Here is a 24329-nt window from a genome sequence, read left to right as displayed (position 1 = left end):
TCAAGTTTTTAAACTTGCATTAACTTATTTTTAACTTAAAGTATCACTTGTAGACATTTTTACTTTCGAATGAAAGATGCGAGGCAGTTATGACCTTTACCAGTGAAACTTTGCCAGCGGATCAAAAAGCGGCAATCCGTCAGTTAAAACGTGAGCTGCGCGCGCAGATCGGCGACGTGCAGGCGGTGTTTAATAAGCTCAGCGACAAAATTGCCACCCGCGTGGCGGAAATCAACGCGCTTAAAAACAAGGGCGAATCCGTCTGGCCGGAGATCCCGTTTGCGGATGTGAAAAACGGCACCATTACCGACGCACAGCGCGAGGCCGTTAAACGCCGCGGCTGCGCGGTGATTAAAGGTCATTTCCCTCGCGAGCAGGCGCTGGCGTGGGATCGGTCGATGCTCGACTACCTCGATCTGAACAAGTTTGACGAGGTGTACAAAGGCCCGGGCGATAACTTCTTCGGCACCCTGACGGCCTCTCGTCCGGAGATTTACCCGATTTACTGGTCTCAGGCGCAGATGCAGGCGCGCCAGAGCGAAGAGATGGCGCAGGTGCAGTCGTTCCTGAACCGTTTATGGACATTCGAGAGCAACGGCAAGCAGTGGTTCAACCCGGACGTGAGCGTGATTTACCCGGACCGTATCCGCCGCCGCCCGCCGGGAACGACCTCGAAAGGACTGGGCGCGCATACAGACTCCGGCGCGCTGGAGCGCTGGCTGCTTCCGGCTTATCAACAGGTGTTCGCCCGCGTGTTTGACGGCAACGTTGAGAAATACGATCCGTGGAACGCCGCGCACCGTACCGAAGTGGAAGAGTACACCGTCGATAACACCACCAAATGCTCGGTGTTCCGCACCTTCCAGGGCTGGACGGCGCTGTCGGATATGATCCCAGGTCAGGGGCTGCTGCACGTGGTGCCAATCCCGGAAGCGATGGCCTACATTCTGCTGCGGCCGCTGCTGGACGACGTGCCGGAAGACGAGCTGTGCGGCGTGGCGCCGGGGCGCGTGCTGCCGGTTTCAGAGAAATGGCACCCGCTGCTGATCGAGACGCTGACCAGCATTCCGGCACTCGACGCGGGCGATTCCGTGTGGTGGCACTGCGATGTGATTCACTCCGTGGAACCGGTGGAAAATCAGCAGGGCTGGGGCAACGTGATGTACATCCCTGCCGCGCCGATGTGCGAGAAAAACCTCGCCTATGCGAAAAAGGTCAAGGAAGCGCTGGAAACCGGCGCGTCGCCGGGAGACTTCCCGCGCGAGGATTATGAAAAAAGCTGGCAGGACCGCTTTACCGTGAACGATCTCAACATCCACGGCAAGCGCGCGCTGGGCATGGTTTAACTGTCGTACAGCCCTTCCCGCTCTACGGCGGTGCGTCGTTTCCCCTGACGTATCCGCCGTACCGATTCCCGCACGGCCAGCGTGCCGTTTAGCAGCAATGTTCCCACCGGCGCGTCCGGGCGCATCAGCCGCTGCTGGAGCATATATACCGCTTCGGTTCCCAGCTCATCGCGCGGAACGTGCACCGCCGTTAATGGAACATCCTGAATCGCCGCCAGGTTAAAGCCGTCAATGCTCATCACCGACACGTCCTGCGGCACGCGCAGGCCGTGGTTTTGTAATGCGCTAATGGTGCCCGCCGCCATAAAGTCGCCGCCGACCAGGAACGCGGTAGGTAAATCCTTCCCCTGCACTTCACTGAGCCAGCTGCTGACCATCTGTTCCGTTTCGCGCGCGCTGAAGCTGGGCACCACCAGCAGATCGCGTTTATCGTTGAATTTCAGGTTGTGAGACTGCCACGCGTCGCGGATCCCCGCCAGGCGCAGCTCCATGGTGTAGCGGCGCAGGCACAGCACGTTCATCACCTCACGGTGTCCCATTTCGAACAGATATTCCGCCGCCCGTTCGCCAATGGCGCGATGATCCGGCGCGACGGCAGGCAGACGCATGTGCCGGTCGCGGCAGTTAATCAGCATGCAGGGTTTACCCACGTCCACTGCCAGATCGTGGATATGGGGATCGTCGATGCCAAGAAGGATTGCCGCCTGGGTGTCCGCTTCGTTCATGCGCGCCAGAAACAGCTGGGCGTCGCTGTCGTTCTCCTCCAGCGCGCAGTAGCGAAGGCGCACATCGTGGGACGCCAGGCCTTTACTCACGCTCTGGATCACGCGGTAGTAAAAGATGTCGGACCGCTCGTCAAACGCCCGCTGCGGGGCAAAAACCACCAGGCTGTTAAGCAGCAGACGCCCTGCCGCCATGCCGTCCATCACCCCCAGCTCCCGCGCGCACGCCAGCACCTTTGCGCGCGCTTTTTCACTGGTATTCGCTTTTCCCGCCAGCACTCGCGACACGGTGCTGATCGAGAGCTGCGTACGGGCCGCGATTTCGCTGATTTTTAGCCTTTTGTCCATTTTGTGATCTGGCTCCATTTGCGAAATGAAAAAATTTTCATAGCGTATTGGTCAGGCAATAGCTGACATAAAGGCCATCATGCCAGAGGGTTTACGTCAGTTATGAGAAATTTTGCACAAAATCCACTTTTGCCCACTCATTTTCTTCCTTAAGGTGAACTTGTCACACAACTTCCATACTAGTTGTATACCAACTTAAACATTTTAAACGGATAGAAATCAAAGGCATAAAAATCCGTGTGACACCTGAACCTCCGTCCCCTTACCGTCCGTCTTGTGGAGAGTAAAATGAGTCAGGACATCAATAACACCGTAGCGACAAGCAAAACCCGTCGCGTCATCAAGAACCTGCGCTGGTACGTGCTGGTGCTGTTCTTACTTGGCGTCACCGTTAACTACATCACCCGTAACTCACTCGGGATCCTCGCCCCGGAACTGAAAGAGAGCCTCGGGATCACCACCGAGCAATACTCCTGGATCGTCGGCGCGTTCCAGATCGCCTATACCATTTTCCAGCCCCTGTGCGGCTGGCTGATTGACGTCATCGGCCTGAAGATTGGCTTTATGGTCTGCGCCGGGATCTGGGCGCTGATGTGTATTTTCCACGCGGGCGCCGGAAGCTGGCTGCACCTCGCTATTCTGCGCTTCTTTATGGGTGCCTCTGAGGCGGCCGCTACCCCGGCGAACGCCAAAACCATCGGCGAATGGTTCCCGAAATCAGAGCGACCCGTTGCCGCCGGCTGGGCGGGCGTGGGCTTCTCCATCGGCGCGATGCTGGCCCCGCCTATCATCTACTTTGCTCACGCCTCGTTCGGCTGGCAGGGCGCGTTTATGTTTACCGGCGTGCTGGCGCTGCTGTGGGTGATCCTCTGGTGGGCGTTCTACCACAACCCGGAGCAGCACCCGAACCTGAGCAAGGACGAACTGGCGTTTATCAAGCAGGATAACGAACCGCCTGCGGTGAAACTGCCTTTCCTGACCGCGCTGAAAACCGTCTCGAAAAACAAACGCTTCTACGGTATCGCCATCCCGGCCTTTATGGCAGAACCGGCCTGGGCGGTGCTGAGCTTCTGGGTGCCGCTGTACCTCGCCAAAGAGCACGGCATGGACCTGAAGCAGATTGCGATGTTTGCCTGGCTTCCGTTCCTCGCCGCCGACCTCGGCAGCGTGGCGAGCGGCTACCTGACGCGTCTGTACACCCGTCTGTTCGGCTGCTCGCGCGTTAACTCGGTCGTTGCCAGCTCCGTGACGGGCGCGTTCCTGATGATCTCTCTGGGCATCGTGGCCATTACCCGCGACCCGTATATCACCATCGTGCTGATCTCCATCGGCGGTTTCGGGCACCAGATTATCTCCTGCATGCTGAGCGCCCTGGTCGTTGAGTCGTTCGACAAAGGCCAGATGGCGACCGTCAACGGCATGCGCGGCTCTGCGGCGTGGATCGCCAGCTTCCTGTTCTCGCTGTTAATCGGCGTGACCGCCGACAAAATCGGCTTTAACCCGCTCTTTATTGCCATGGGCTTCTTTGACCTGATTGGCGCTGTCTTCCTGGTAGCATTTATTGCTGAACGTCGCGCCAAGCGCGCCTGATAGTGGATGTATTGCATATGAAAACCCTGAAAAACTGGACCCTTGATACGCAGTCGGCAAACCATCTGGAACTGCTGGTCGATAACCAGCACCGCCTGTGCCTGTATGTGCTGGAAGAGAACCTGTTCCGCGTGCTGATTAAACGCAAAGGCGAGCTGGCGCTGGACCGCACCTGGAGCATCGCGCCGGAAGAAGACGTGCCGTGGGAAGGCCGCCGTCGTGACGATATAAGCGGTTTCTCCTGCCCGGCCTGGACACTGACGCAGCAGGAAGAGACGCTCACCGTGGCAACCGAACAGCTGCGCGTAACGGTCCACCAGCCGCTGTGGCTGGAGTGGCACTACCGCAATGAGGCGGGCGAGTGGCAGCCGCTGGTCAACGACCGTCCAACCAGCGCCTACCTGCTGAACGCCCACGGCGACGGCGTGGCGCACTACCTCAGCCGCCGCAAGGACGAGCGTTTCTACGGCCTGGGCGAAAAAGCGGGCGATCTGCAGCGCAACGGCAAGCGCTATGAGATGCGCAACCTCGACGCAATGGGGTACAACGCGGCCAGCACCGACCCGCTCTACAAGCATATTCCGTTCACTATCGCCCGCCGCGACGACGTCAGCTACGGCCTGTTCTACGACAACCTGAGCAGCTGCTGGCTGGATCTGGGTAACGAAATCGACAACTACCACACCGCCTATCGTCGCTGGCAGGCGGAAGCGGGCGACATCGATTACTACATCTTTACCGGCACGCGCGTGCTGGACGTCACCAAAGCCTTCGTGCGCCTGACCGGGAAAACGCTGTTCGGACCGAAATGGAGCCTGGGCTACAGCGGCTCGACCATGCACTACACCGACGCGCCGGATGCGCAGAACCAGCTGATGAACTTCATCCGCCTGTGCGAAGAGCACGCCATTCCGAGCGACTCGTTCCAGCTCTCCTCCGGCTATACCTCCATCAACGGCAAGCGCTACGTCTTCAACTGGAACTATGACAAGGTGCCGCAGCCGAAGGTGATGAGCCAGGCCTTCCACGACGCGGGGCTGAAGCTGGCGGCAAACATCAAGCCGTGCCTGCTGCAGGACCATCCGCGCTATAACGAAGTGGCGGAGAGCGGCCTGTTCATTCGCGATTCAGAAACCGATGCACCGGAACGTTCCAGCTTCTGGGATGACGAAGGCTCGCACCTCGACTTTACCAACCCGCAGACGGTGCAGTGGTGGCAGAACGGCGTCACCACGCAGCTGCTGGAGATGGGCATCGACTCCACCTGGAACGACAACAACGAGTACGAAGTGTGGGACGGGGAAGCGCGCTGCTTTGGCTTCGGCAAGGAAATCGCCATCAAGCACATTCGCCCGGTGATGCCGCTGCTGATGATGCGCGCCTCGCTGGAAGCGCAGCAGCGTTTCGCGCCGGAAAAACGTCCGTATCTCATCTCCCGCTCCGGCTGCGCCGGGATGCAGCGCTACGTTCAGACCTGGAGCGGCGACAACCGCACCAGCTGGGACACCCTGCGCTATAACATCCGCATGGGGCTGGGCATGAGCCTGTCCGGTCTGTTCAACGTCGGCCATGACGTCGGCGGTTTCTCCGGCGACAAACCGGACGCCGAGCTGTTCGTGCGCTGGGTGCAGAACGGCGTGATGCACCCGCGCTTTACCATTCACTCGTGGAACGATGACCACACCGTGAACGAGCCGTGGATGTACCCGGGCGTCACGCCAGCCATTCGCGGCGCGGTTGAGCTGCGCTACCGCCTGCTGCCGTACCTCTATACCCTGCTCTGGCAGGCGCACGCCGACGACGAGCCGATGCTGCGCCCGACCTTCCTCGATCACGAGCATGATGCGCAGACGTTTGAGGAGTGCGATGACTTCCTGCTGGGCCGCGACCTGCTGGTCGCCAGCGTCGTCGAAGCCGGGCAGCGCGAGCGCCGCGTCTGGCTGCCGGATAACGCCACCGGCTGGTATGATTTTTACACCCACGCGTGGTATGCGGGCGGCCAGTCAATCGTCCTCGACGCGCCGCTGGAAAAACTACCGCTGCTGGTGCGCGCCGGTGCCGCTCTGCCGCTGAGCGAACGCATTACGCATGTGAGTGCCGAAAACGATACGACCCGCGAGCTGAAGCTGTTCCCGGTGAAGGGCGTCGGCACGACCACCGGAATGCTGTTTGAAGACGACGGCGAAAGCTGGGGCTACCAGAACGGCAACGCGCTGTGGGTGGAGTGGGAAATGGTGTGCGACGGCGCAACCATCAACCTGAAGGTCAACGCGCGCGGGGATTATCGTCCGGCGTGGAAATCGCTTAAGGTGTCGCTGCCTGCAGGGGAAAAACGTACGCTGCTGGTGAACGGGGTCGAAGGGGGCGAGTGGGTGGTCTAGTGCGGCCTGATGCCCTCACCCTAACCCTCTCCCACGGGGAGAGGGAACAGAACGTAGGCCGGGTAAGGCGAAGCCGCCACCCGGCTTTTTTTTTAGTTCTCGATACCTTTACTGCGCAGGTAATCTTCGTAATTACCGGTGAAGTCCACCACGCGCTCTGGCGTAATTTCGATCACGCGGGTCGCCAGCGAGCTGACGAACTCACGGTCGTGAGAGACGAAGATCAGGGTACCCTGATACATCTCCAGCGCCATGTTCAGGGATTCGATAGATTCCATGTCCAGGTGGTTGGTCGGTTCGTCCATCACCAGGATGTTTGGTTTTTCCATCATCAGCTTGCCGAACAGCATGCGGCCCTTCTCACCACCGGAGAGCACCTTAGCCGGCTTTTTGATGTCGTCCTGGCTGAACAGCAGACGACCCAGAATGCTGCGCACCGCCTGCTCGTCGTCGCCTTCCTGCTTCCACTGGCTCATCCAGTCAAAGACGGTCAGGTCGTTTTCGAACTCGTACTCATGGTCCTGCGCGTAGTAGCCAATCTGCGCGTTTTCAGACCACTTCACGGTGCCGTTGTCCGGCTGCAGTTCGCCAACCAGGGTTTTCAGCATGGTGGATTTACCCACGCCGTTGGCGCCGAGGATGGCAATCTTCTCGCCCACTTCAAGCAGCAGGTTGAATTTTTTAAACAGCGGACCGTTCTCAAAGCCTTTTTCAAGGGCTTCCACTTCCAGCGCGTTACGGAACAGTTTCTTGTCCTGCTCGAAGCGGATGAACGGGTTCTGACGGCTGGAGGCTTTGACTTCGTCCAGCTTGATTTTGTCGATCTGACGGGCACGCGAGGTCGCCTGACGCGACTTAGAGGCGTTGGCGCTAAAGCGGCTGACGAAGGACTGCAGGTCAGCAATCTGCGCTTTCTTCTTGGCGTTATCCGCCAGCAGACGTTCACGCGCCTGGGTAGCCGCCGTCATGTACTCGTCGTAGTTGCCCGGATAAACGCGCAGCTCGCCGTAGTCCAGATCCGCCATGTGCGTACAGACCATGTTCAGGAAGTGACGGTCGTGCGAAATGATGATCATGGTGCTGTCGCGATCGTTCAGCGTCTGCTCCAGCCAGCGGATGGTGTCGATGTCCAGGTTGTTCGTCGGTTCGTCGAGCAGCAGGATGTCCGGGTTAGAGAACAGCGCCTGTGCCAGCAGCACGCGCAGCTTCCAGCCCGGCGCAACTTCGCTCATCGGGCCGTAATGTTGTTCAACAGGAATACCCACGCCGAGCAGCAGCTCGCCCGCGCGCGCTTCCGCAGAGTAGCCGTCCATCTCGCCGTACTGCGTTTCCAGATCGGCCACTTTATAGCCGTCTTCTTCGCTCATTTCGGCCAGCGCGTAGATGCGATCGCGCTCCTGCTTCACTTCCCACAGTTCCCCATGCCCCATGATCACGGTGTCGAGCACGGTGAACTCTTCGAAGGCGAACTGATCCTGACGCAGCTTACCGATACGCTCGTTAGGGTCGAGCGATACGTTACCGAGCGTCGGCTCCAGGTCACCGCCGAGGATCTTCATAAAGGTGGATTTTCCGCTACCGTTGGCACCAATCAGGCCGTAACGGTTGCCGCCGCCAAATTTGACGGAAATGTTTTCGAACAGCGGCTTACTGCCAAACTGCATAGTGACGTTGCTGGTAACTAACACGGGGAGATTCCTGCGAAAAGTGTGATAAACACGGCATTATGCCACAATTCCGAATTGAGATCCCGTGTTGCGGCAATCCACTAAACTTTAACAAAATCGAAAAAAATGTGATTTCGTACACATCTGAATTCCCTGTTAGCGGGAATGCACATATAATGCGCTCCCATCACAGATTCAGACTTATCAACTCATCGCCAGAATGGCTTAGATACCTCGCACAACATGAACATGAAATTAACAACGCTTTTTGCGGCGGCGTTAGCCGTAGTAGGTTTTTGTAAGACCGCGTCTGCGGTGACGTATCCCCTGCCAACCGACGGTAGCCGTCTGGTAGGCCAGAACCAGGTTGTGACGGTACCAGAAGGTAACTCTCAGCCACTGGAGTATTTCGCTGCGCAGTACCAGCTGGGCCTGTCTAACATGCTGGAAGCGAACCCGGGCGTTGACCCGTATCTGCCGAAAGCGGGTACCGTGCTGAATATTCCACAGCAGCTGATCCTGCCGGATACCGTTCATGAAGGTATCGTGATTAACAGCGCCGAAATGCGTCTGTATTACTACCCGAAAGGCACCAACACCGTTATCGTGCTGCCAATCGGTATCGGCCAGCTGGGTAAAGACACCCCAATGAACTGGACCACCAAAGTTGAGCGTAAGAAAGCGGGCCCAACCTGGACGCCGACTGCCAAAATGCACGCGGAATACATCGCTGCGGGCGAACCGCTGCCAGCCGTTGTTCCGGCAGGCCCGGATAACCCAATGGGTCTGTACGCGCTGTACATTGGTCGTCTTTACGCTATCCACGGTACCAACGCCAACTTCGGTATCGGCCTGCGCGTAAGCCACGGCTGCGTGCGCCTGCGTAACGACGACATCAAATTCCTGTTCGAAAACGTGCCGGTCGGTACGCGCGTGCAGTTCATCAACGAACCGGTGAAGGCGACCTCTGAGCCAGACGGCAGCCGCTACATCGAAGTGCACAACCCGCTGTCCACCAGCGAAGACCAGATCAACAACAACGAAATCGTCCCTGTTACGCTGAACAGCGCGGTGCAGGCGGTGACTTCTCAGCCAGACGTAGAAACGGCGATTGTTGACCAGGCCGTGCAGAACCGCTCCGGTATGCCGGTGCGTTTGAACTGATAGCGAAGCATTAAAAAAGCGGGCCTCGTTGCCCGCTTTTTTTTATCCGTTATTCACGATCACGATCCCGCCGTGGTCGAACCGATAGTGGCAGTGGGCATACTCCAGCGGCGTGCCGTCCTCCAGATAAATCACCTGCTCCACTTCCAGTACGGGATCGGTCTGCTCGCAGACCAGATGCTCCCTGTCCAGAGCGTTGGGCTTAAGCGCCCGCACCACCCGATACGACCCCATAATTTTCAGCGCCAGCGTCTCCTGCACGTACTGGAACACCGAACCTTCAAGATGGTTTTTCGTCAGGCCCGGCACCAGATTCATCGGCATCACCGTGGAATCCAGCGACATCGGTTCGCCGTTCAGCAGACGGAGGCGAACGAAGTCATAGATCGGCGCATCGGCGTTAATCATCAGCGACGCCTGCTCTTTTTCGTTCGGGAAGCGCAGCTCGAAATGCACCACCCGGCTGGTCACCGTGCCCAGATGCGCCCAGGTTTTGGTCGCACCAAAATAGTCGCTGCCGGAGAGGTCCCACTGCGAGAGCTGAAGGAAGTTTTTGCGGATGAACGTGCCCTGGCCCTGGCGGGTATAGACCAGACCTTCGACGATCAGCTGGCGCATCGCCTGCTGAATGGTCATCCGGCTGGAGTTGAACTCCGCCGCCAGCGCAAACTGGTCAGGCAGGGGTTCGTTGGCGGCGTACTGCTGGCTGATAATGCGTTTCTTAATTTCCCGCGCTATGGTGATGTACTTCGCCGCCATCGTTCTTCCTTTCAGTTAGTTTTCTATCCCGCTGTTTTTCAACGCCACTCTCTCGGCAATCTTGAGGAAAGGCAGGTAGAAGAATACACCAAATACGATGATTGCCAACTGCACCACCACCGCCCGCCAGTCCCCTGCCGTGGCCAGCCAGGCGCTGAGAATGGGCGGCGTGGTCCACGGGATCATCACCACGCAGCGCGACATTAACCCCAGCGTGGTACAGAGCCAGGCGAAGTAAATGCCGATGGCGGGCAGCAGCACAAACGGGATCATCAGCGGCAGGTTAAACACGATCGGCAGGCCGAAAATCACCGGCTCGTTGATGTTGAACAGACCGGGCGCCAGCGACAGACGCGCCACCTGCTTCGCCGATTTTTGTCGGGAGAAGATAAAGATAGCAATCAGCAGCGATATCGTGCTGCCCGTGCCGCCCACCATGCCAAACGTCGGCACGAAGATGTTGTTGATGATATGCGGGATGGGCTGACCGTTGGCGAAAGCCAGCATGTTCTCGTTGGTGTTGATCAGCAGGAACGGCTCCAGCACCACGCTGTTAACGACTGACTGATGAATACCGAGCGTGAACAGAAAGTTACCGAAGCTGTAGATGAAAATCGTCCCCGGCAGGCTGGTGTTAATCAGCCGCAGCGGCTGCTGGATAAAGGTGGTAATAAGATGGATCAGGTCCGTGTGCAGCACGTTTGCCAGTATCGCCGCCAGCACCGCGAACAGGGAGAGCGTGAGAATGGTCGGGATCAGCGCGGTAAAGGATTTGCTCACCGCCGGAGGCACGTTTTCCCCGAGGGAAATGTGCAGCGCCTTCAGGCGCGAAATGGCGATAAACAGTTCCGTTGAGAGCAGCCCGATCAGCACCCCGGCGAAAATCCCGGTTGAGCCAATATTGGTGAACGTCAGCACCTGGGTGATGTTCACCGCGGCATCGCTGCCGACGGGCGTAATCTGCAGGCGCATCGGCATCATGATGATGAAGCTGCTGACGCCGATAACCACTGCCGAGACCGGATTGTCGAAATCTTTGTTGCGCGCCAGCGACCAGGCAATCATCGGGGCCAGCAGCAGCGCGGCAATGTTCAGCGTGCCGTTGATAATCGCCTCGCCCCACACTTTGAAGTGTGCCAGCGTGTCGCCGTGAAAAATCCACGGAAATACCACGTTGTTCACCAGCACCGCCAGACCGGCGAGGATGAAAATCGGCATCACCGTGGCGAAAGCGTCGCGCAGGGAGCGCAGGTGCACCTGATTTGCCAGGCGCGCCGAGAACTCTACAAATTTATCGACAAAAGACTGCATGTGCGGTGTTATTTTTGTTTCAGACATAGCGGATAGTTCCCATCAATCAGTCACAAAAACGGCCCGGCAGCGTACGGCTTACATCTCGCGTCCGTTGGTATGGATAACCTGTTTTAACCACGCGTAGCTCTTCTTCGGCACGCGCTTCAGGTCTTTCAGGTCGTGGTTTTCACGGTTGACATAGACCACGCCGTAGCGCTTACGCATGTCGCCCTGGGAGCTGAGAATGTCGATTAACCCCCAGCCGAGGTAGCCGATCACCTCTGCCCCGTCCTCGAACATCGCCTCCTTCATGGCATTGATATGCGCCCGGTGGTAGTCGATGCGGTAGGTGTCCTCGATCGGATTGACGCCGTCCCAGGACTCAATCACCCCGATGCCGTTTTCGATCGGGAAGACCGGCATCCGCCAGTCGTTGGCGTAGCGGGTGATGATGGTGCGAAAGCCCAGCGGATCGATCTGCCAGTTCCACTCGGTGGCCTTCAGGTACGGGTTGTTTTTCTCGCCGTGCAGCAGGTAATAGTTCACCGGCGTGCCTTCCGGGATCGCATCGCTGTCCAGCGTTTTGCTGGCGTAGTAGCTGAAGGCCATATAGTCGTTTTTAGTCCGCGCCAGCAGCGCTAAATCCTCGGCGCGGTAGATATCGCCAAAGCCCTCCTGCTCCACCACCGCCATCACCGCGGGGCTGTAGCCCTGCCCTGCGAAGACGCGCAGCAGGTTCTGGTTGAGGAACTCGTCGTACTGCTGGGCGCAGAAGATATCGCGCGGTTTGCAGGTGGCCGGGTAGATCAGCTGGTGCGCCAGCATGCCGCCCATCAGCTGGCCCGGTCTGGTCTGATGCAGATATTCGGTCAGCGCCATGTGCGCCACCATCGTATGGTGCTGCAGCTCGTACAGCTCGCGCAGGGTTTTGTCGCCGTGCATATAGCCGGAAATGCGGAAGGCTTCCGGCATATGGAAGATGTTCTGCTCGTTGAAGGTCAGCCAGTACTTCACGCGGTCGCCATAGCAGTCGATCATCTTTTTGCCGTAGCGGATAAAGGCCTCCATCACGCGGCGGTCGTTGAAGCCGTTGTACTCCTGCGCCAGCGCCAGCGGCATATCGAAGTGGTACAGGCAGACCATCGGCTCGATGCCGCGGGCGATGAGATCGTCAATAAAGCGGTCGTAAAACGCGATGCCCTCGTCGTTGAACGCGCCGTCGCCCTGCGGGCAGACGCGGCTCCATGAGATCTGAAAGCGATAGCAGTTCATGCCCAGATCCTGCATCAGGTCGAAATCTTCCCGGTAGCGGTGGTAGGAGTCGGTCGCGACTTTCCAGTCGGAGACGTTCTCCCCGGCTTCGCGAATGTCGTAAACCGACATCCCCTTCCCACCCTCGTTCCATGCGCCTTCCGTCTGCATGCTGGACACCGAGTTGCCCCATAAAAAATTGGCCGGCAGCGAATTGTTCATGCTCTCTCCCTATATGACTAGTCATTTAAAATTTCATGACTAGTCATATAGGCGAAGATGATATGGGGATCAAAGAGGAGGATCGTTTTTTGTGAGCAATGCGGGAAAAAAAGCCCCGGTTAGCGATGCATTGCCGGGGCAAGGAAGGTTATTGTTGCGCGAGCTGATTGCGGCGATATTCCCCCTGCCGCTCCAGCATCCAGCCCGGGTATTCGCGCGGCAGCGCGCTCACCGCATCAAGCTGCTTGAGTTCGTCTTCGCTCAGTCGGATCCCGGTCGCGGCGATATTGTCGTCCAGCTGTTCGACGCGTTTCGCGCCAATGATGACGCTGGTCACCGCTTTCTGATGCAGCAGCCACGCCAGCGCGATTTGCGCGACGGAGACGCCCTTGCTTTCGGCGATAGTGCGCATCACGTCCACGCAGTCGAAGGCGCGTTCTTTGTTCACAGGCGGGAAGTCAAACTCCAGACGACGACCGCCGGCTTCACTCTGACCGTCGCGGCCATATTTTCCGCTCAGCAGACCGCCCGCCAGCGGGCTCCAGACCATCAGCCCGACGCCTTCGCTCTGCATCATCGGTACTAGCTCGCGCTCCAGATCGCGCCCGGCAATGGTATAATACGCCTGCAGCGACGCGAAACGCGCCAGTCCAAGACGTTCAGAAATACCGAGCGCTTTGGCAATCTGCCACGCCGCCCAGTTAGAGACGCCGATGTAGCGCACGTGGCCGTGCTGCACCAGGTTATCCAGCGCGTAGAGCATCTCTTCAATCGGCGTTGCGGGGTCGAAGCCGTGAAGCTGGTAGAGATCGATATGATCGAGCTGCAGGCGGCGCAGGCTCTCCTTCACGCTGCTGATGATGTGATAGCGCGAGCTGCCGCGCGAGTTCACCCCTGCCGTTCCCGTTTCGCCGAACACTTTCGTCGCGACCACCACGTTCTCGCGAGGGATCTTCAGGTTTTTCAGCGCCTGACCGGTGATCTCTTCCGAGCGTCCTTCCGAGTAAACGTCCGCGGTGTCGATAAAGTTGATCCCGGCATCCAGCGCGCGGCCCACCAGCTGCTCGGCTTCACTTTGCTGGAGCTGGCCAATCTTGCCCCACATGCCGCCCTCGCCGCCGAAGGTCATGGTGCCGAGGCACAGTTCAGAAACAAACAGACCGGTGTTGCCCAGTTTTTGATAACGCATAAGTTATTCCTCGCATGTCGATTGGGTACCCGATAGTTATACCCGCCCCTCAGCCATCGCGAATGTGGTGTTCCTGTCCGTTTCTTGCCCAATCCTCTGAATTTATCCGCGCGGGGCGTCGCCAAAGACGCTGTAGTCCGGTAACTGCACCTGCTGATACGGCTCCCAGCCGCCGCCGAGGGCCTTGTAGAGTGCCACCAGATCGAGCGCGCTCTGCACCTGCGCCTGTGCGCGCTGCTGCTGGGCCTGCGCCAGCTGACGCTGGGCGTCCAGCACGTCGATAAAGCTGGCGATCCCCTGCCGGTAGCTGTCGCTCGCTAAATCAAAGGCGTTTTGCAGGGCGTCGATCGTTTTTGCGAGACCCGCTTCACGCTGCTGGTCGGTGCGATAGCTCACCAGCGCGTTTTCCACATCCCCGAGCGCGGTCAGCACCGTCTGGCGATAGTCCAGCACCGCCGCTCCCTGCTGCGCGCGCGCCACCTTGACGCTGGAGACCAGTCGACCGCCCTGGAAGATGGGAATGGAGACCTGCGGGCCAAAGCTGTAGAAGTGGCTGCTCCAGTCGGTCAGCCAGTTGGTTTCGCTGTTGCGCAGGCCAAACTGCCCGGAGAGCGTAAAGCTCGGGAACAGCTCCGCCACCGAGACGCCGATTTGCGCCGTGGCGGCATGAAGGTTCGCCTCCGCTTCGCGCACGTCCGGACGGCGTCGTGCCAGCGTGGACGGAATGCCGGTCTGCACGATATCCGGCAACGCCGGCATCGGCTGCGCAGACTGAAGTTCGCCATCCAGCGCCCCTGGCGGCTTGCCGAGCAGGATCGCCAGGCCGTTCATCGCCTGCCGCTCCTGCGCCTGATATTGCGGAAGCTGTGCTTCAAGGTTGCCTAACTGCGCCCGGGCGTTTTCCACATCCATCTGCGGCGACAGCCCGCCCCGCTGGCGGCTTTCGGTGAGATCCAGCGTCTGCTGCGCGCTTTTAATCTGGGTGTTCAGCGTGGCGATAATGCTCTGCGCCCCGCGCAGCTGGAGCCACGCGCGCGCCACTTCGGCCTCCAGCGACACCAGCGCGTCGTTACGCTGCTCGATAGCCGCTTTCTGCTGCGCTTCGGCGGCTTCCACCTGACGACGCACCTTGCCCCACAGGTCGATTTCCCACTGGGCGTCGAAGCTGCCCTGGTATAGGTTAATCGGCTGCGTCAGCGGCCCCAGCGCGCCCTTCAGGTTGGGATCGATACTATCCACCTGGTCATACACGCCGTGGGATTTCAGCTCTCCTTCCAGGCCAAGCTGCTGGCGCGTCGCTTGCAGATTGCCGTTCACCGACGGATAAAACGCCCCACCCGCCTGGTTAATCTGCTCTCGCGCCCCGGCGATGCGCAGCACCGTCTGCTGCAGCGTCAGGTTTCCGGCAATGGCGCGCTCAACCAGGCTGTCGAGCTGCGGCGAGCCGAAGGTCTTCCACCAGCGCGGATTGGTCGCAGCGGAAGTAGTTTGCGATTTCACCGCGCTGTCGCCCTTATCGTTCCAGTGCGTAACGGCGGGCGGCGCAGGCTGCTGGTAGTCAGGCCCAACGGCGCAGCCCGCCAGCAGCATCATTATCATCAGGGGGTGTAAACGTCTGTGTATCATCAATGTGCTCCTGCACTCCCCTCGCTCTTAACCGGCGAGAGCAACAAACAAAACGGAATCAGTAACAAGGCCACCGCGCTCAGAATGGTGAAGACGTCGATGTAGGCCAGGATGCGCGACTGCTCGATCATGGTCTGGTACATGCGTCCGGTGGCGATGCCGGTGGGGTCGCCCACCTGGGTGGTGAAGTTCTGGATCGCCTGGGCGCTTTCGCGTATCGCCTGCTGGAACTGCTCGTTAAGCGGCGAGGCGTGGTACGCAAGGTGCGCGCTGTGCGCCTGGGCGCGTTCGGTGATGGCCGCCGTCGAAAGGGATATGCCAATCGAGCCCGCGACGTTGCGGAACATGGTAAACAGCGCCGCCGCATCGGCATTCAGCCGCCTCGGTATCGAGATAAATGCAATCGTCGTGAGCGGCACAAACAGGAACCCCAGCCCTATCGACTGGGCGCTGCGGAACAGCACCAGGGTTTCGAAGTCGATATCCGGCGTCAGCGTTCGCGACCAGAAGAACGACACCGCCAGACAGGTAAAGCCAAAGGCGATAATCCAGCGCGTCTGCACCACCGGCATCAGCTTCAGCACCAGCGGAATGGTTAACACAATCAGCACCGCGCCGGGCGACAGCACCAGCCCCGACCAGGTAGCGGTGTAGCCCAGGTCCTGCTGCGCCAGCTGCGGGATCACCACCGAGCTGCCGTACAAAATCATCGCCATCCCCGCCATCAGCAGGCTGGAGATGGCAAAGTTGCGGTCCTTCATGCAGTGCAGATCCACCACCGGCTTTCTGGCATACACCAGCCAGTAGATGGCGCCGATAATGCCGACAAGCGTCAACACGCCGAAGGTGCGGATAAAGTTCGAGTAGAACCAGTCCTCATCTTCTCCCCGGTCGAGCATCACCTGCAGACAGCCCAGCCCCAGCGCGATCAGGCCGATCCCCGTCCAGTCGATAGTCAGCTTCTCTTTTGATTTGCTCTCCCACGGCGGATCTTCCAGCAGCTGGTAGATCGCCAGCACCGTGACAATCCCCACCGGAATGTTGATAAAGAACACCCAGCGCCAGGAATAGTTATCGGTGATCCAGCCGCCCAGCGTCGGGCCAAGCACCGGCGCAACGATAATCGCAATGGAGGACAGACCAAAGGCCTTGCCCCTGTCCTCCGGCTTGAAGTAGTCGAGCAGCACCGACTGCTGCGTGGGCTGCAGCCCGCCGCCAAAAAAGCCCTGCATCACGCGGAACAGGATGATCTGCCACAGCTCGGTGGCAATCCCGCACAGGAACGAGCAGACGGTGAACATGACGATGCAAATCAGGAAGAACTGCTTGCGGCCAAACACCCGGCTCAGAAACGCTGAGATGGGCAGCACGATGCCGTTCGCGACCAGATAGCTGGTTAACACCCAGGTGGATTCGTCATAGCTGGACGAGAGCGAGCCTGCCACGTGGGGCAGCGCCACGTTGACGATGGTGGTGTCCAGAATTTCCATGAATACCGCCAGGGTGACGACAATCGCCACCGCCCACGGATTGCTGGCGGGTTTCCAGCTGTCGTGGCTGTGATCCGTCATTCCACCGTCACCTTCGGTGCAACCGACAGCCCCAGCGGCAGCGGTTTGTTTGGATCCAGGCCTTTATCAATCACGATTTTGACCGGCACGCGCTGCACAATTTTGACGAAGTTGCCGGTAGCATTTTCTGCCGGGAAGGCGGAGAAGCGCGAGCCGCTGCCCTGCTGGATACTGTCGACGTGGCCCTCAAGCTCCATATCCGGCCACGCGTCGACGGACACGGTGACCTTATCGCCCGGCTTCATGCGCTCGAGCTGCGACTCTTTAAAGTTCGCGACCACCCACACGTTCGGGGAAACCAGCGAGAACAGCGCCGTCCCCGCCTGCACCAGCGTGCCGGGCTGCACGTTGCGTTTGGTGACAACGCCGTCGAACGGGGCGCGGACTTCGGTATAGGAGAGATTAAGGTTGGCGGTTTCCAGCTGCGCTTTAGCCTGATCGACCTGACGCTCGCGCGCTTCAACGTTGGTTTCCTGCTGGCGGATTTGCAGCTGGACCTGCTCTGCCACTTCCAGCTGCGCCTGAGCGCTGGCCAGCCCCGCCTGTGCGCTACGCAGCTGTGCGTTCGCGGAGTCGATACTTTGCTGAGTGGTCGCACGCGGGTCGACGCCGCGCTGACGACGGTACTCTGCCTGCGCGTTCGCCAGATCGGCCTGCGCTTTCAGCACCTGCGCTTTGGCTTCGTCAAGCTGGGCGGGATATTGCACCTTCGAGAGCGCCAGCTGTGCCTGCGCCTGATGCAGCTGCGCGATAGCCAGCCCAAGCTGGGCCTGAGCCTGATCGCGCTGCGCGGTGGTGTCACGCGGATCGATAACCACCAGCAGATCGCCCTTTTTCACGCGCTGGTTATCGCGCACGCGCAGCTCGGTAACGTAGCCCGCCGTTTTGGGGGCAATCGTCACCACGTCGCCGTCGGTAAAGGCGTCGTCGGTCGTCTCTTCGTTACGGGTTAAAAACCACCAGACCAGCGCCACGACGACCATCACCACCACGACAATGCCGAGGATAATTAACGGTTTCTTGCCCGGGCGCTTACGCTCATTATTGTTTTTGTCCTGCTCGTCAGCAGGCGGGTTTTGATCTTCAGCCATAGTTCAGCAACGGTCCTGTCAGTGAGCGGCATCACACTATGCCGTTCACTAAAGCTAGGACGTTGCTATACGTTTGCCAGGAAAAACTGACAAATTGCGCACTATATGAGAAGGAATATTCCGAAACCGATCGCCGCGGCCCAACCCAGCATCGGAATCGACCAGACGTGGAAACGCCACCAGATACGACGGTCATTGGCCATACGCAGGGCAATCAGGTTTGCCAGCGAGCCGGGCAGCAGCCCAAACCCGCCGATGTTCACCGCCCAGGCCAGGAGCGTATCGGGCGGAACATAGTTGAGCAGCAGAATGGTGGACGGTACGTTGCTGATAAACTGCGACAGGCCAATCGCCGTCAGCCACAGTCCCGGCTGAGACAGCGTGCTGACGCTGTGCAGAACGTTTTGCAGCACCGGAAGCTGGATAAGGAGATGCACATCAATAAACATCGCCATAAAGACCAGCAGCAGCGTCCAGTCCACGCTCACCAGCACGCGACGCGCCAGGACGACAAACCCCGCGGCAACGAGCAGGACGCCCGCCAGCTCATACTTCAGCTCCAGCGCGAACAGAAAGACGATGTATAACCCGAGACAGCTCCACACAAGGCGCGGCTGCCACTGCGGGCCGGTTGTGCCGCTGTGATACTGCAGCTTTTTATCCGGAAACGCGAACCAGCACACCGCCATCAGCGACAGCATCATCACCAGCGCCAGAGGGGCCATCTGCCAGGTAAAGGCGGCGAACGACAGCCCGGACCGTCCCCACAGAAGGATATTTTGCGGGTTGCCGATTGGCGTCAGAAGCGAGCCCGCATTGACGGCCAGCGCTTCAAAGATGATCAGCCGGCTGACGGGGATCTCGCAAAGCTTACGCAGCGTGAGCGTGAGGGGCACGATGATAAACAGCGCCACATCGTTGGTCAGAAACGTCGACAGCACCGCGGCGGAGAACACCATAAACAGGGACAGCCTGCGCTCGGTGGCAAAGCGGCGCACCATTTTACGGCCCAGAACGTCAAAATAGCCGCTCAGCTCGACCCCTTTGGTGAGCATCATTAAACCGCTCAGGGTAATGATGGTGCGCCAGTCAATTGCGGCGGGCCAGGCGTGTGGCGCAAACGGCACAAAGAGGCTTAACCCTGCGCCAATGATTAATAAGAGATGGAAGAAACGATCGCGTGCCAGGGCCTGCAGTCCGGGGATTTTCATTCAGCGGAGGGACCATATTTAAGGGTAAATTCGCGAAACTTGACCAGCGTCTCTTCGCTGACGTGGTGTTCCATACCTTCCGCATCCCGGCGGGCGATCTCCGGGCTGACGCCCAGCACCAGTAAAAAATTCTCGACAAGCTGATGGCGCTCGCGGCTCTCCTGCGCGAGTTTCTCCCCTTCCGGCGTCAGAAAAACACCGCGCCAGGGGATCATTTCAATTAAGCCCACGGAGGCCAGGCGTTTTAACATTTTAGCGACAGTTGGCTGTGAGACCCCCAGCCTGGCGGCCATATCGACCTGGCGCGCTTCACCGACCTCACGAATCAGATCGGAAATGAGTTCAACATAATCATCAATCAGTTCACGCCGGTGCGCTTCACGGACCTGGCGAAAACCTTCGACATGTTCTTCAACATTCACCAGTTGCGTCGTTTTCCTCATTGTCGGATGACCTGCGCGACGGTTCATTGTACTTCCTCAGTGGGGTGACGCTTCCAGCGCCCGGATTCGAGAGCGCACATTGTAAACCATAGCTCCGCAAGCACAAAAAATTAACGAAATAGCCATAGCTATACAATATAGCCTGTGCTATATCTGTATGTAATGCAGTCACCCTTCACGGATCGAAGGGATCAAAACTCAGGAGGTCTTATGAACGAATTCAAGAGGTGCATGACCGTGTTTACCCACTCTCCCTTTAAAGTGCGCTTAATGCTGTTGAACATGCTGTGCGATATGTTTAACACCAAACCGCATCAGGACGACAAACCTTCCCACTAAGCGGCGTTGCGGTACGCCGCTTCATTTTCCCGTCACAATCTCGCTCTAAACTGGCTTCCAGCCGCCTTATTCCCGATCTTTTTTACGGATTTGCAATCCCCTTCGCAAAACATCTGCTTAGCAACTGTTGATATTATTTAGCGCTCGCACTATCTTCTTGCAGCCCTGCACAATTTGCGGCTCGCTGAAGCGGACCCTCATTCCCTCTCCACGCACTGTCAGGCAGGTTATGACCCTTGACGCCAGGGTGAGCACATGGCGTTTTCATCCATGATAGTGACCTATGAATGTAACCCTGATAGATACCGTTGTGACCCGCAGCCGGGCCTTAAGCCCGTGGACGGGCTTTTATTTTTTGCAGTCATTACTGATTAACTTTGCGCTGGGTTATCCCTTTAGTTTGCTCTACGCGGTGGCGTTCACCTGCGTTCTGCATGTGCTGTGGCGAACCGCACCTCGCGTGCAAAAAGCATTAATCGGGATCTGCTCGCTGGTCGCTGCACTCTATTTCCCGTTTGGCCAGGCTTACGGCGCGCCAAACTTTAATACCCTGCTGGCGCTGCACTCGACCAATATGGAAGAGTCAACGGAGATCCTGACGATCTTCCCGTGGTACAGCTACGTGGTCGGGATCTTTATCTTCGCGTTGGGCGTCATCGCCATCCGCCGTCAGCCGGGCGAGAAAAAAAACTGGGGTAAGATCGAAATACTCTGTCTGGTGTTCAGCGTTGCCGTGGCGTTTGTCGCTCCCATCCAGAATATTCCCTGGGACGGTAAGCTAAGGCTCACCAATATCGGCTATCCGGTTTTCCGCTTCGTGAAGGACGTCGTTGTCAATAATAAAGAGGTTCTCGACGAGCAGGCGCGCATGGCTGAGCTTTCCAATATGAAAGACACCTGGAACGTGCTGGCCGTTAAGCCGAAATATCACACCTATGTGGTGGTGATTGGCGAAAGTGCTCGTCGCGATGCAATGGGAGCCTTCGGCGGACACTGGGATAACACACCGTTTGCCAGTTCGGTTAAAGGCACGCTGTTCACCGATTATGTCGCGGCCAGCGGCTCGACGCAGAAATCGCTCGGCCTGACGCTTAACCGGGTCGTCGACGGCAAACCTCAGTATCAGGATAATTTTGTCACCCTGGCAAACCGCGCGGGTTATCAGACCTGGTGGTTCTCCAATCAAGGGCAAATTGGCGAATACGATACGGCCATCGCCAGTATCGCCAAACGTGCCGACGAAGTGCAGTTCCTGAAGAACGGCGACTTTGAAGCCGACAAAAACACCAAAGACGAAGCGCTGTTGAAAATGACGGCACAGGTCTTCGCCACTCCGCGCACCCAGCCTCAGCTGATCGTCCTGCACCTGATGGGGTCGCACCCGCAGGCCTGCGATCGGACCGGCGGGAAGTACGCGGAGTTCGTGCAGTCCAAAGAGACCTCTTGCTATCTCTACACCATGACGCAAACCGATGAGCTGCTGAGCAAGCTGTACGATCAGCTACGCAATACGGGCGACAGCTTCTCCATGGTCTATTTCTCGGATCACGGACTGGCGTTTAAAGAGCGTGGTAAAGAGGTGCAGTACCTGGCGCACGATGACAAGTTCCAGCAGAACTTCCAGGTGCCGTTTATGGTGCTGTCGAGCGACGATAAAACGCATCGCGTGATTAAAGCGCGCCGCTCGGCAAATGATTTCCTGCAGTTCTTCTCGCAGTGGACGGGAATTACAGCCGAGCAGATAAAAACGGCTTACCCGTTTGTCTCTAACAAGAAAGCTCCTCCAGTGTACGTTACCAACTTCAAGTTACAGAAAGTTGACTACAACCATCTGGGTACGGATATTTTCGATATTAAGAGTAAGTAGCGGTCCGATGCCCTCACCCTGTGGGCTGAGGGATCCCCACAAAATAATATCAGCACAGTCGGCTCCCTCTCCCTTGAGGGAGAGGGCTGGGGTGAGGGGGAACATACGGCTCTTGTGGTCATTCCGTTCACTTTATGTTCCTTGCTACTCTTTAACGACATGGCTTGTAAACGTGCCAGGTTGGCTCAATCGCCATCACCCTGGCGACCCGGGCTTCTGGCTGTAAATCATTCATTTTCCTGACGCAACATTCGTCGCTACAGGTTAAAAAAATTACCGGGAATTCCTCAGCCCACAGGGAGAGGGAAAAGACAAAAAAAAATCCGCCACATTGGGCGGATTTTTTATTAGCTCACCGGAGTGATTAGAAGCGGTAACCTACGCCCGCGATCCAGGTGCCAACGTCAACGTTGCGGATACGGCTCTGCTCATAGGAGAAGTCCAGAGCAACGTCCTGGATTGGGTTGAACTGCAGGCCTGCGCCATAGGAGAAGCCATAGTCGCTGTTGCTTGCAGTGCGGCTTTCGCTCTGGTTTTCAGTCTGCTGGAATTTACCGTAGCCAACACCTACAACACCGTAGATGCTCGCCCAGTCATTCAGACGGTAAGCTGGACCAGCGGTGATACCGTAGTACTGGCCTTTGTTGTATGCGCCGTTTTCAGAACGATCTTTCTCGGTATAGGTGAAAGAACCGATCACGCCCAGTGGGTTGTTATCCTGCTCGTAGCGATACTTCAGGTTGAAACCGTTAGCTTTGTTCATCACGCCCTGATAGTCGCTCTGAGCGTAACCACCAGTAACAGTAGAAGTAGCAGCTACAGCGGTACCTGCGGAAACAGCCAGTACAGCGGCCAGTGCTGAAAGACATGCAATTTTTTTCATAACCACCTCAAATGTGCTTCAAGTAAGTCCGTAAGTTTTAAATATATCAAAAAATTTTGCGAAACTCTTTGTGATTCGTGATGTCTAATGAAACCTTTCCTGTAACAGAACGTTTCCAGCATCAGCTATCTCTTTCAAATCACATGCAATTTTCACTACTAAAAGCGCATATTGCGCGTACGCGCCGTTACATTCATCCAGATTATTCCTAATCTATCAGGCGATAAATCCACCAGAGCTTAACCATTTTACGGATTTGACACGGTTTTTTTTCAACAGCGCCTCAACCGTTGCCGCTTATTTCCTTTACACTGCAACCTTTACCTCATTTGACATAAGCTGACAGGAGAAAGGATGCCTGGGTTATCCCGCACGTCGTCGGTCTGGTTGCCGGTGGCAGTCATACTCATTGCCATGTTGTCCATTCAAAGCGGTGCTTCGCTGGCAAAATCACTTTTCCCGCTGGTTGGTGCGCCAGGCGTGACTGCCCTGCGTATCGTGCTGGGCACGGCGATACTGGTGGTCATTTTCAAACCCTGGCGTCTGCGCTTCAAAAAGGAGCAGCGTTTACCCCTGCTGTTTTATGGACTTTCCCTCGGGGCAATGAACTATCTGTTCTACCTCTCTATTCAGACGATACCGCTGGGGATCGCCGTCGCGCTGGAGTTTACCGGCCCGCTGGCGGTGGCGCTTTTCTCCTCGCGACGTCCGGTCGATTTTATCTGGGTTGTGTTAGCCGTTCTGGGCTTATGGTTCCTGCTGCCGCTGGGCCAGAGCGTCGCTGAGATCGATCTGACGGGCGCAGCCCTGGCGCTGGGTGCTGGCGCCTGCTGGGCCGTCTATATACTTACGGGCCAGCGTGCAGGAGAAGAGCACGGTCCGGCGACCGTCGCGTTAGGTTCCCTGATCGCAGCCATCGTCTTCGTGCCTATCGGCATGGCGCAGGCGACCGAATCTATCTGGCAATGGTCCGTCATGCCCATCGGGCTGGCGGTCGCGATTCTCTCTACCGCACTCCCCTACTCTCTGGAGATGATTGCCCTTACGCGTCTGCCGACGCGCATATTTGGCACCCTGATGAGTATGGAGCCTGCGCTAGCCGCCATTTCCGGAATGGTGTTTCTCGGCGAAACCCTGACATTGACCCAGACGCTGGCGCTCTGCTCGATTATCGCGGCATCAATGGGCTCGACGCTCACCATGCGCCCGGAACCTAAAGTTGAGAAAGTGGATATCAGCTAAGGCCATATATTCTGCATGGCTTCCACGCCATGCAGAATAAAGGCCAGAAAGACAGACGTTATAATTTCTTACACACTTTGTTCTATTTTCGAAATATCCCTCTGCGTTTACATCCCCATCCAGC

Annotated in this window: 19 protein-coding genes; 7 read left to right on the top strand and 12 right to left on the bottom strand. The window is 57.8% G+C overall.

Annotated features, from left to right (window positions below; all coding sequences use genetic code 11):
* Window positions 1-89: 89 nt before the first annotated feature.
* Complete coding sequence (locus UR289_RS02575; protein WP_320709110.1) at window positions 90-1346, top strand: DUF1479 domain-containing protein; 1257 nt, start codon at window positions 90-92, stop codon at window positions 1344-1346.
* On the opposite strand, the gene UR289_RS02570 is transcribed toward UR289_RS02575, so the two are convergent.
* Window positions 1343-2416 carry a LacI family DNA-binding transcriptional regulator gene (locus UR289_RS02570; RefSeq protein ID WP_064672142.1) on the bottom strand — a complete coding sequence of 358 codons (1074 nt, stop codon included), beginning with the start codon at window positions 2414-2416 and terminating at the stop codon, window positions 1343-1345. The genes UR289_RS02575 and UR289_RS02570 overlap by 4 nt on opposite strands.
* A gap of 288 nt (window positions 2417-2704) precedes the next feature.
* Between UR289_RS02570 and UR289_RS02565 the strand changes: the two genes are divergently transcribed.
* Both UR289_RS02565 and UR289_RS02560 read left to right on the top strand, forming a co-directional pair.
* Window positions 2705-4006, top strand: a complete 1302-nt coding sequence (locus UR289_RS02565; protein WP_014883122.1) for an MFS transporter — start codon at window positions 2705-2707, stop codon at window positions 4004-4006.
* Between the two features lie 17 nt (window positions 4007-4023).
* Window positions 4024-6387: a glycoside hydrolase family 31 protein gene (locus UR289_RS02560; RefSeq protein WP_320709109.1), complete on the top strand. Its 2364-nt coding sequence runs from the start codon at window positions 4024-4026 to the stop codon at window positions 6385-6387.
* A gap of 92 nt (window positions 6388-6479) precedes the next feature.
* On the opposite strand, the gene UR289_RS02555 is transcribed toward UR289_RS02560, so the two are convergent.
* The gene (locus UR289_RS02555; protein ID WP_039261438.1) at window positions 6480-8075 is read right to left on the bottom strand and encodes an ABC-F family ATPase; all 1596 of its coding nucleotides are present in this window, start codon (window positions 8073-8075) and stop codon (window positions 6480-6482) included.
* A 222-nt stretch (window positions 8076-8297) separates the two neighbouring features.
* Between UR289_RS02555 and ldtB the strand changes: the two genes are divergently transcribed.
* The gene (gene ldtB, locus UR289_RS02550; RefSeq protein ID WP_029740604.1) at window positions 8298-9218 is read left to right on the top strand and encodes a L,D-transpeptidase; all 921 of its coding nucleotides are present in this window, start codon (window positions 8298-8300) and stop codon (window positions 9216-9218) included.
* A 42-nt stretch (window positions 9219-9260) separates the two neighbouring features.
* Here ldtB and UR289_RS02545 read toward each other — a convergent pair whose 3' ends face one another.
* The 9 genes from UR289_RS02545 to mntR all read right to left on the bottom strand — a co-directional run bounded on the left by UR289_RS02545 (window position 9261) and on the right by mntR (window position 19901).
* On the bottom strand, window positions 9261-9977 hold the full coding sequence (locus UR289_RS02545) for a GntR family transcriptional regulator (protein WP_320709108.1): 717 nt from the start codon (window positions 9975-9977) through the stop codon (window positions 9261-9263).
* 15 nt (window positions 9978-9992) lie between these two features.
* Window positions 9993-11315 (bottom strand): PTS sugar transporter subunit IIC, encoded by a 1323-nt coding sequence (locus UR289_RS02540; RefSeq protein ID WP_320709107.1) that lies wholly within the window; start codon window positions 11313-11315, stop codon window positions 9993-9995.
* A 51-nt stretch (window positions 11316-11366) separates the two neighbouring features.
* Window positions 11367-12743 carry a glycoside hydrolase family 1 protein gene (locus tag UR289_RS02535; protein ID WP_033145006.1) on the bottom strand — a complete coding sequence of 459 codons (1377 nt, stop codon included), beginning with the start codon at window positions 12741-12743 and terminating at the stop codon, window positions 11367-11369.
* A gap of 148 nt (window positions 12744-12891) precedes the next feature.
* On the bottom strand, window positions 12892-13932 hold the full coding sequence (locus UR289_RS02530; RefSeq protein ID WP_048976794.1) for an aldo/keto reductase: 1041 nt from the start codon (window positions 13930-13932) through the stop codon (window positions 12892-12894).
* Between the two features lie 102 nt (window positions 13933-14034).
* Window positions 14035-15558, bottom strand: a complete 1524-nt coding sequence (locus tag UR289_RS02525; protein WP_048976793.1) for an efflux transporter outer membrane subunit — start codon at window positions 15556-15558, stop codon at window positions 14035-14037.
* Entirely contained in the window at window positions 15558-17129 is a 1572-nt protein-coding gene (locus UR289_RS02520) for a DHA2 family efflux MFS transporter permease subunit (RefSeq protein WP_047061442.1), read from the bottom strand. The genes UR289_RS02525 and UR289_RS02520 overlap by 1 nt, the downstream gene beginning before the upstream one ends.
* The gene (locus UR289_RS02515; RefSeq protein ID WP_320709106.1) at window positions 17126-18220 is read right to left on the bottom strand and encodes an HlyD family secretion protein; all 1095 of its coding nucleotides are present in this window, start codon (window positions 18218-18220) and stop codon (window positions 17126-17128) included. The genes UR289_RS02520 and UR289_RS02515 overlap by 4 nt, the downstream gene beginning before the upstream one ends.
* A gap of 101 nt (window positions 18221-18321) precedes the next feature.
* Window positions 18322-19431, bottom strand: coding sequence for an anion transporter (locus tag UR289_RS02510; RefSeq protein WP_320709105.1), 1110 nt, complete (start codon window positions 19429-19431; stop codon window positions 18322-18324).
* Window positions 19428-19901, bottom strand: a complete 474-nt coding sequence (gene mntR / locus UR289_RS02505) for a manganese-binding transcriptional regulator MntR (protein ID WP_023310887.1) — start codon at window positions 19899-19901, stop codon at window positions 19428-19430. Before mntR ends, UR289_RS02510 begins: the two co-directional genes overlap by 4 nt.
* A gap of 183 nt (window positions 19902-20084) precedes the next feature.
* On the opposite strand from mntR, the gene mntS reads away from it, so the two are divergent.
* Both mntS and UR289_RS02495 read left to right on the top strand, forming a co-directional pair.
* A complete protein-coding gene (gene mntS / locus UR289_RS02500; RefSeq protein WP_045887583.1) occupies window positions 20085-20213 on the top strand; it encodes a manganase accumulation protein MntS in 129 nt (42 codons plus the stop codon).
* A gap of 283 nt (window positions 20214-20496) precedes the next feature.
* Window positions 20497-22080: a phosphoethanolamine transferase gene (locus UR289_RS02495; RefSeq protein ID WP_320709104.1), complete on the top strand. Its 1584-nt coding sequence runs from the start codon at window positions 20497-20499 to the stop codon at window positions 22078-22080.
* 364 nt (window positions 22081-22444) lie between these two features.
* Here UR289_RS02495 and ompX read toward each other — a convergent pair whose 3' ends face one another.
* The gene (ompX, locus tag UR289_RS02490; RefSeq protein WP_023310884.1) at window positions 22445-22963 is read right to left on the bottom strand and encodes an outer membrane protein OmpX; all 519 of its coding nucleotides are present in this window, start codon (window positions 22961-22963) and stop codon (window positions 22445-22447) included.
* Window positions 22964-23317: 354 nt separating this feature from the next.
* Between ompX and rhtA the strand changes: the two genes are divergently transcribed.
* Complete coding sequence (gene rhtA / locus UR289_RS02485) at window positions 23318-24205, top strand: threonine/homoserine exporter RhtA (protein ID WP_023334998.1); 888 nt, start codon at window positions 23318-23320, stop codon at window positions 24203-24205.
* The last annotated feature ends 124 nt before the right edge of the window (window positions 24206-24329 follow it).

Source organism: Enterobacter sp. 302C9, from assembly GCF_034106085.1.
GTDB classification, from domain to species: domain Bacteria; phylum Pseudomonadota; class Gammaproteobacteria; order Enterobacterales; family Enterobacteriaceae; genus Enterobacter; species Enterobacter asburiae_B.
The sequence above is the reverse complement of the archived record's forward strand: the minus strand, read 5'-3'. Positions and strand labels throughout refer to the sequence as shown.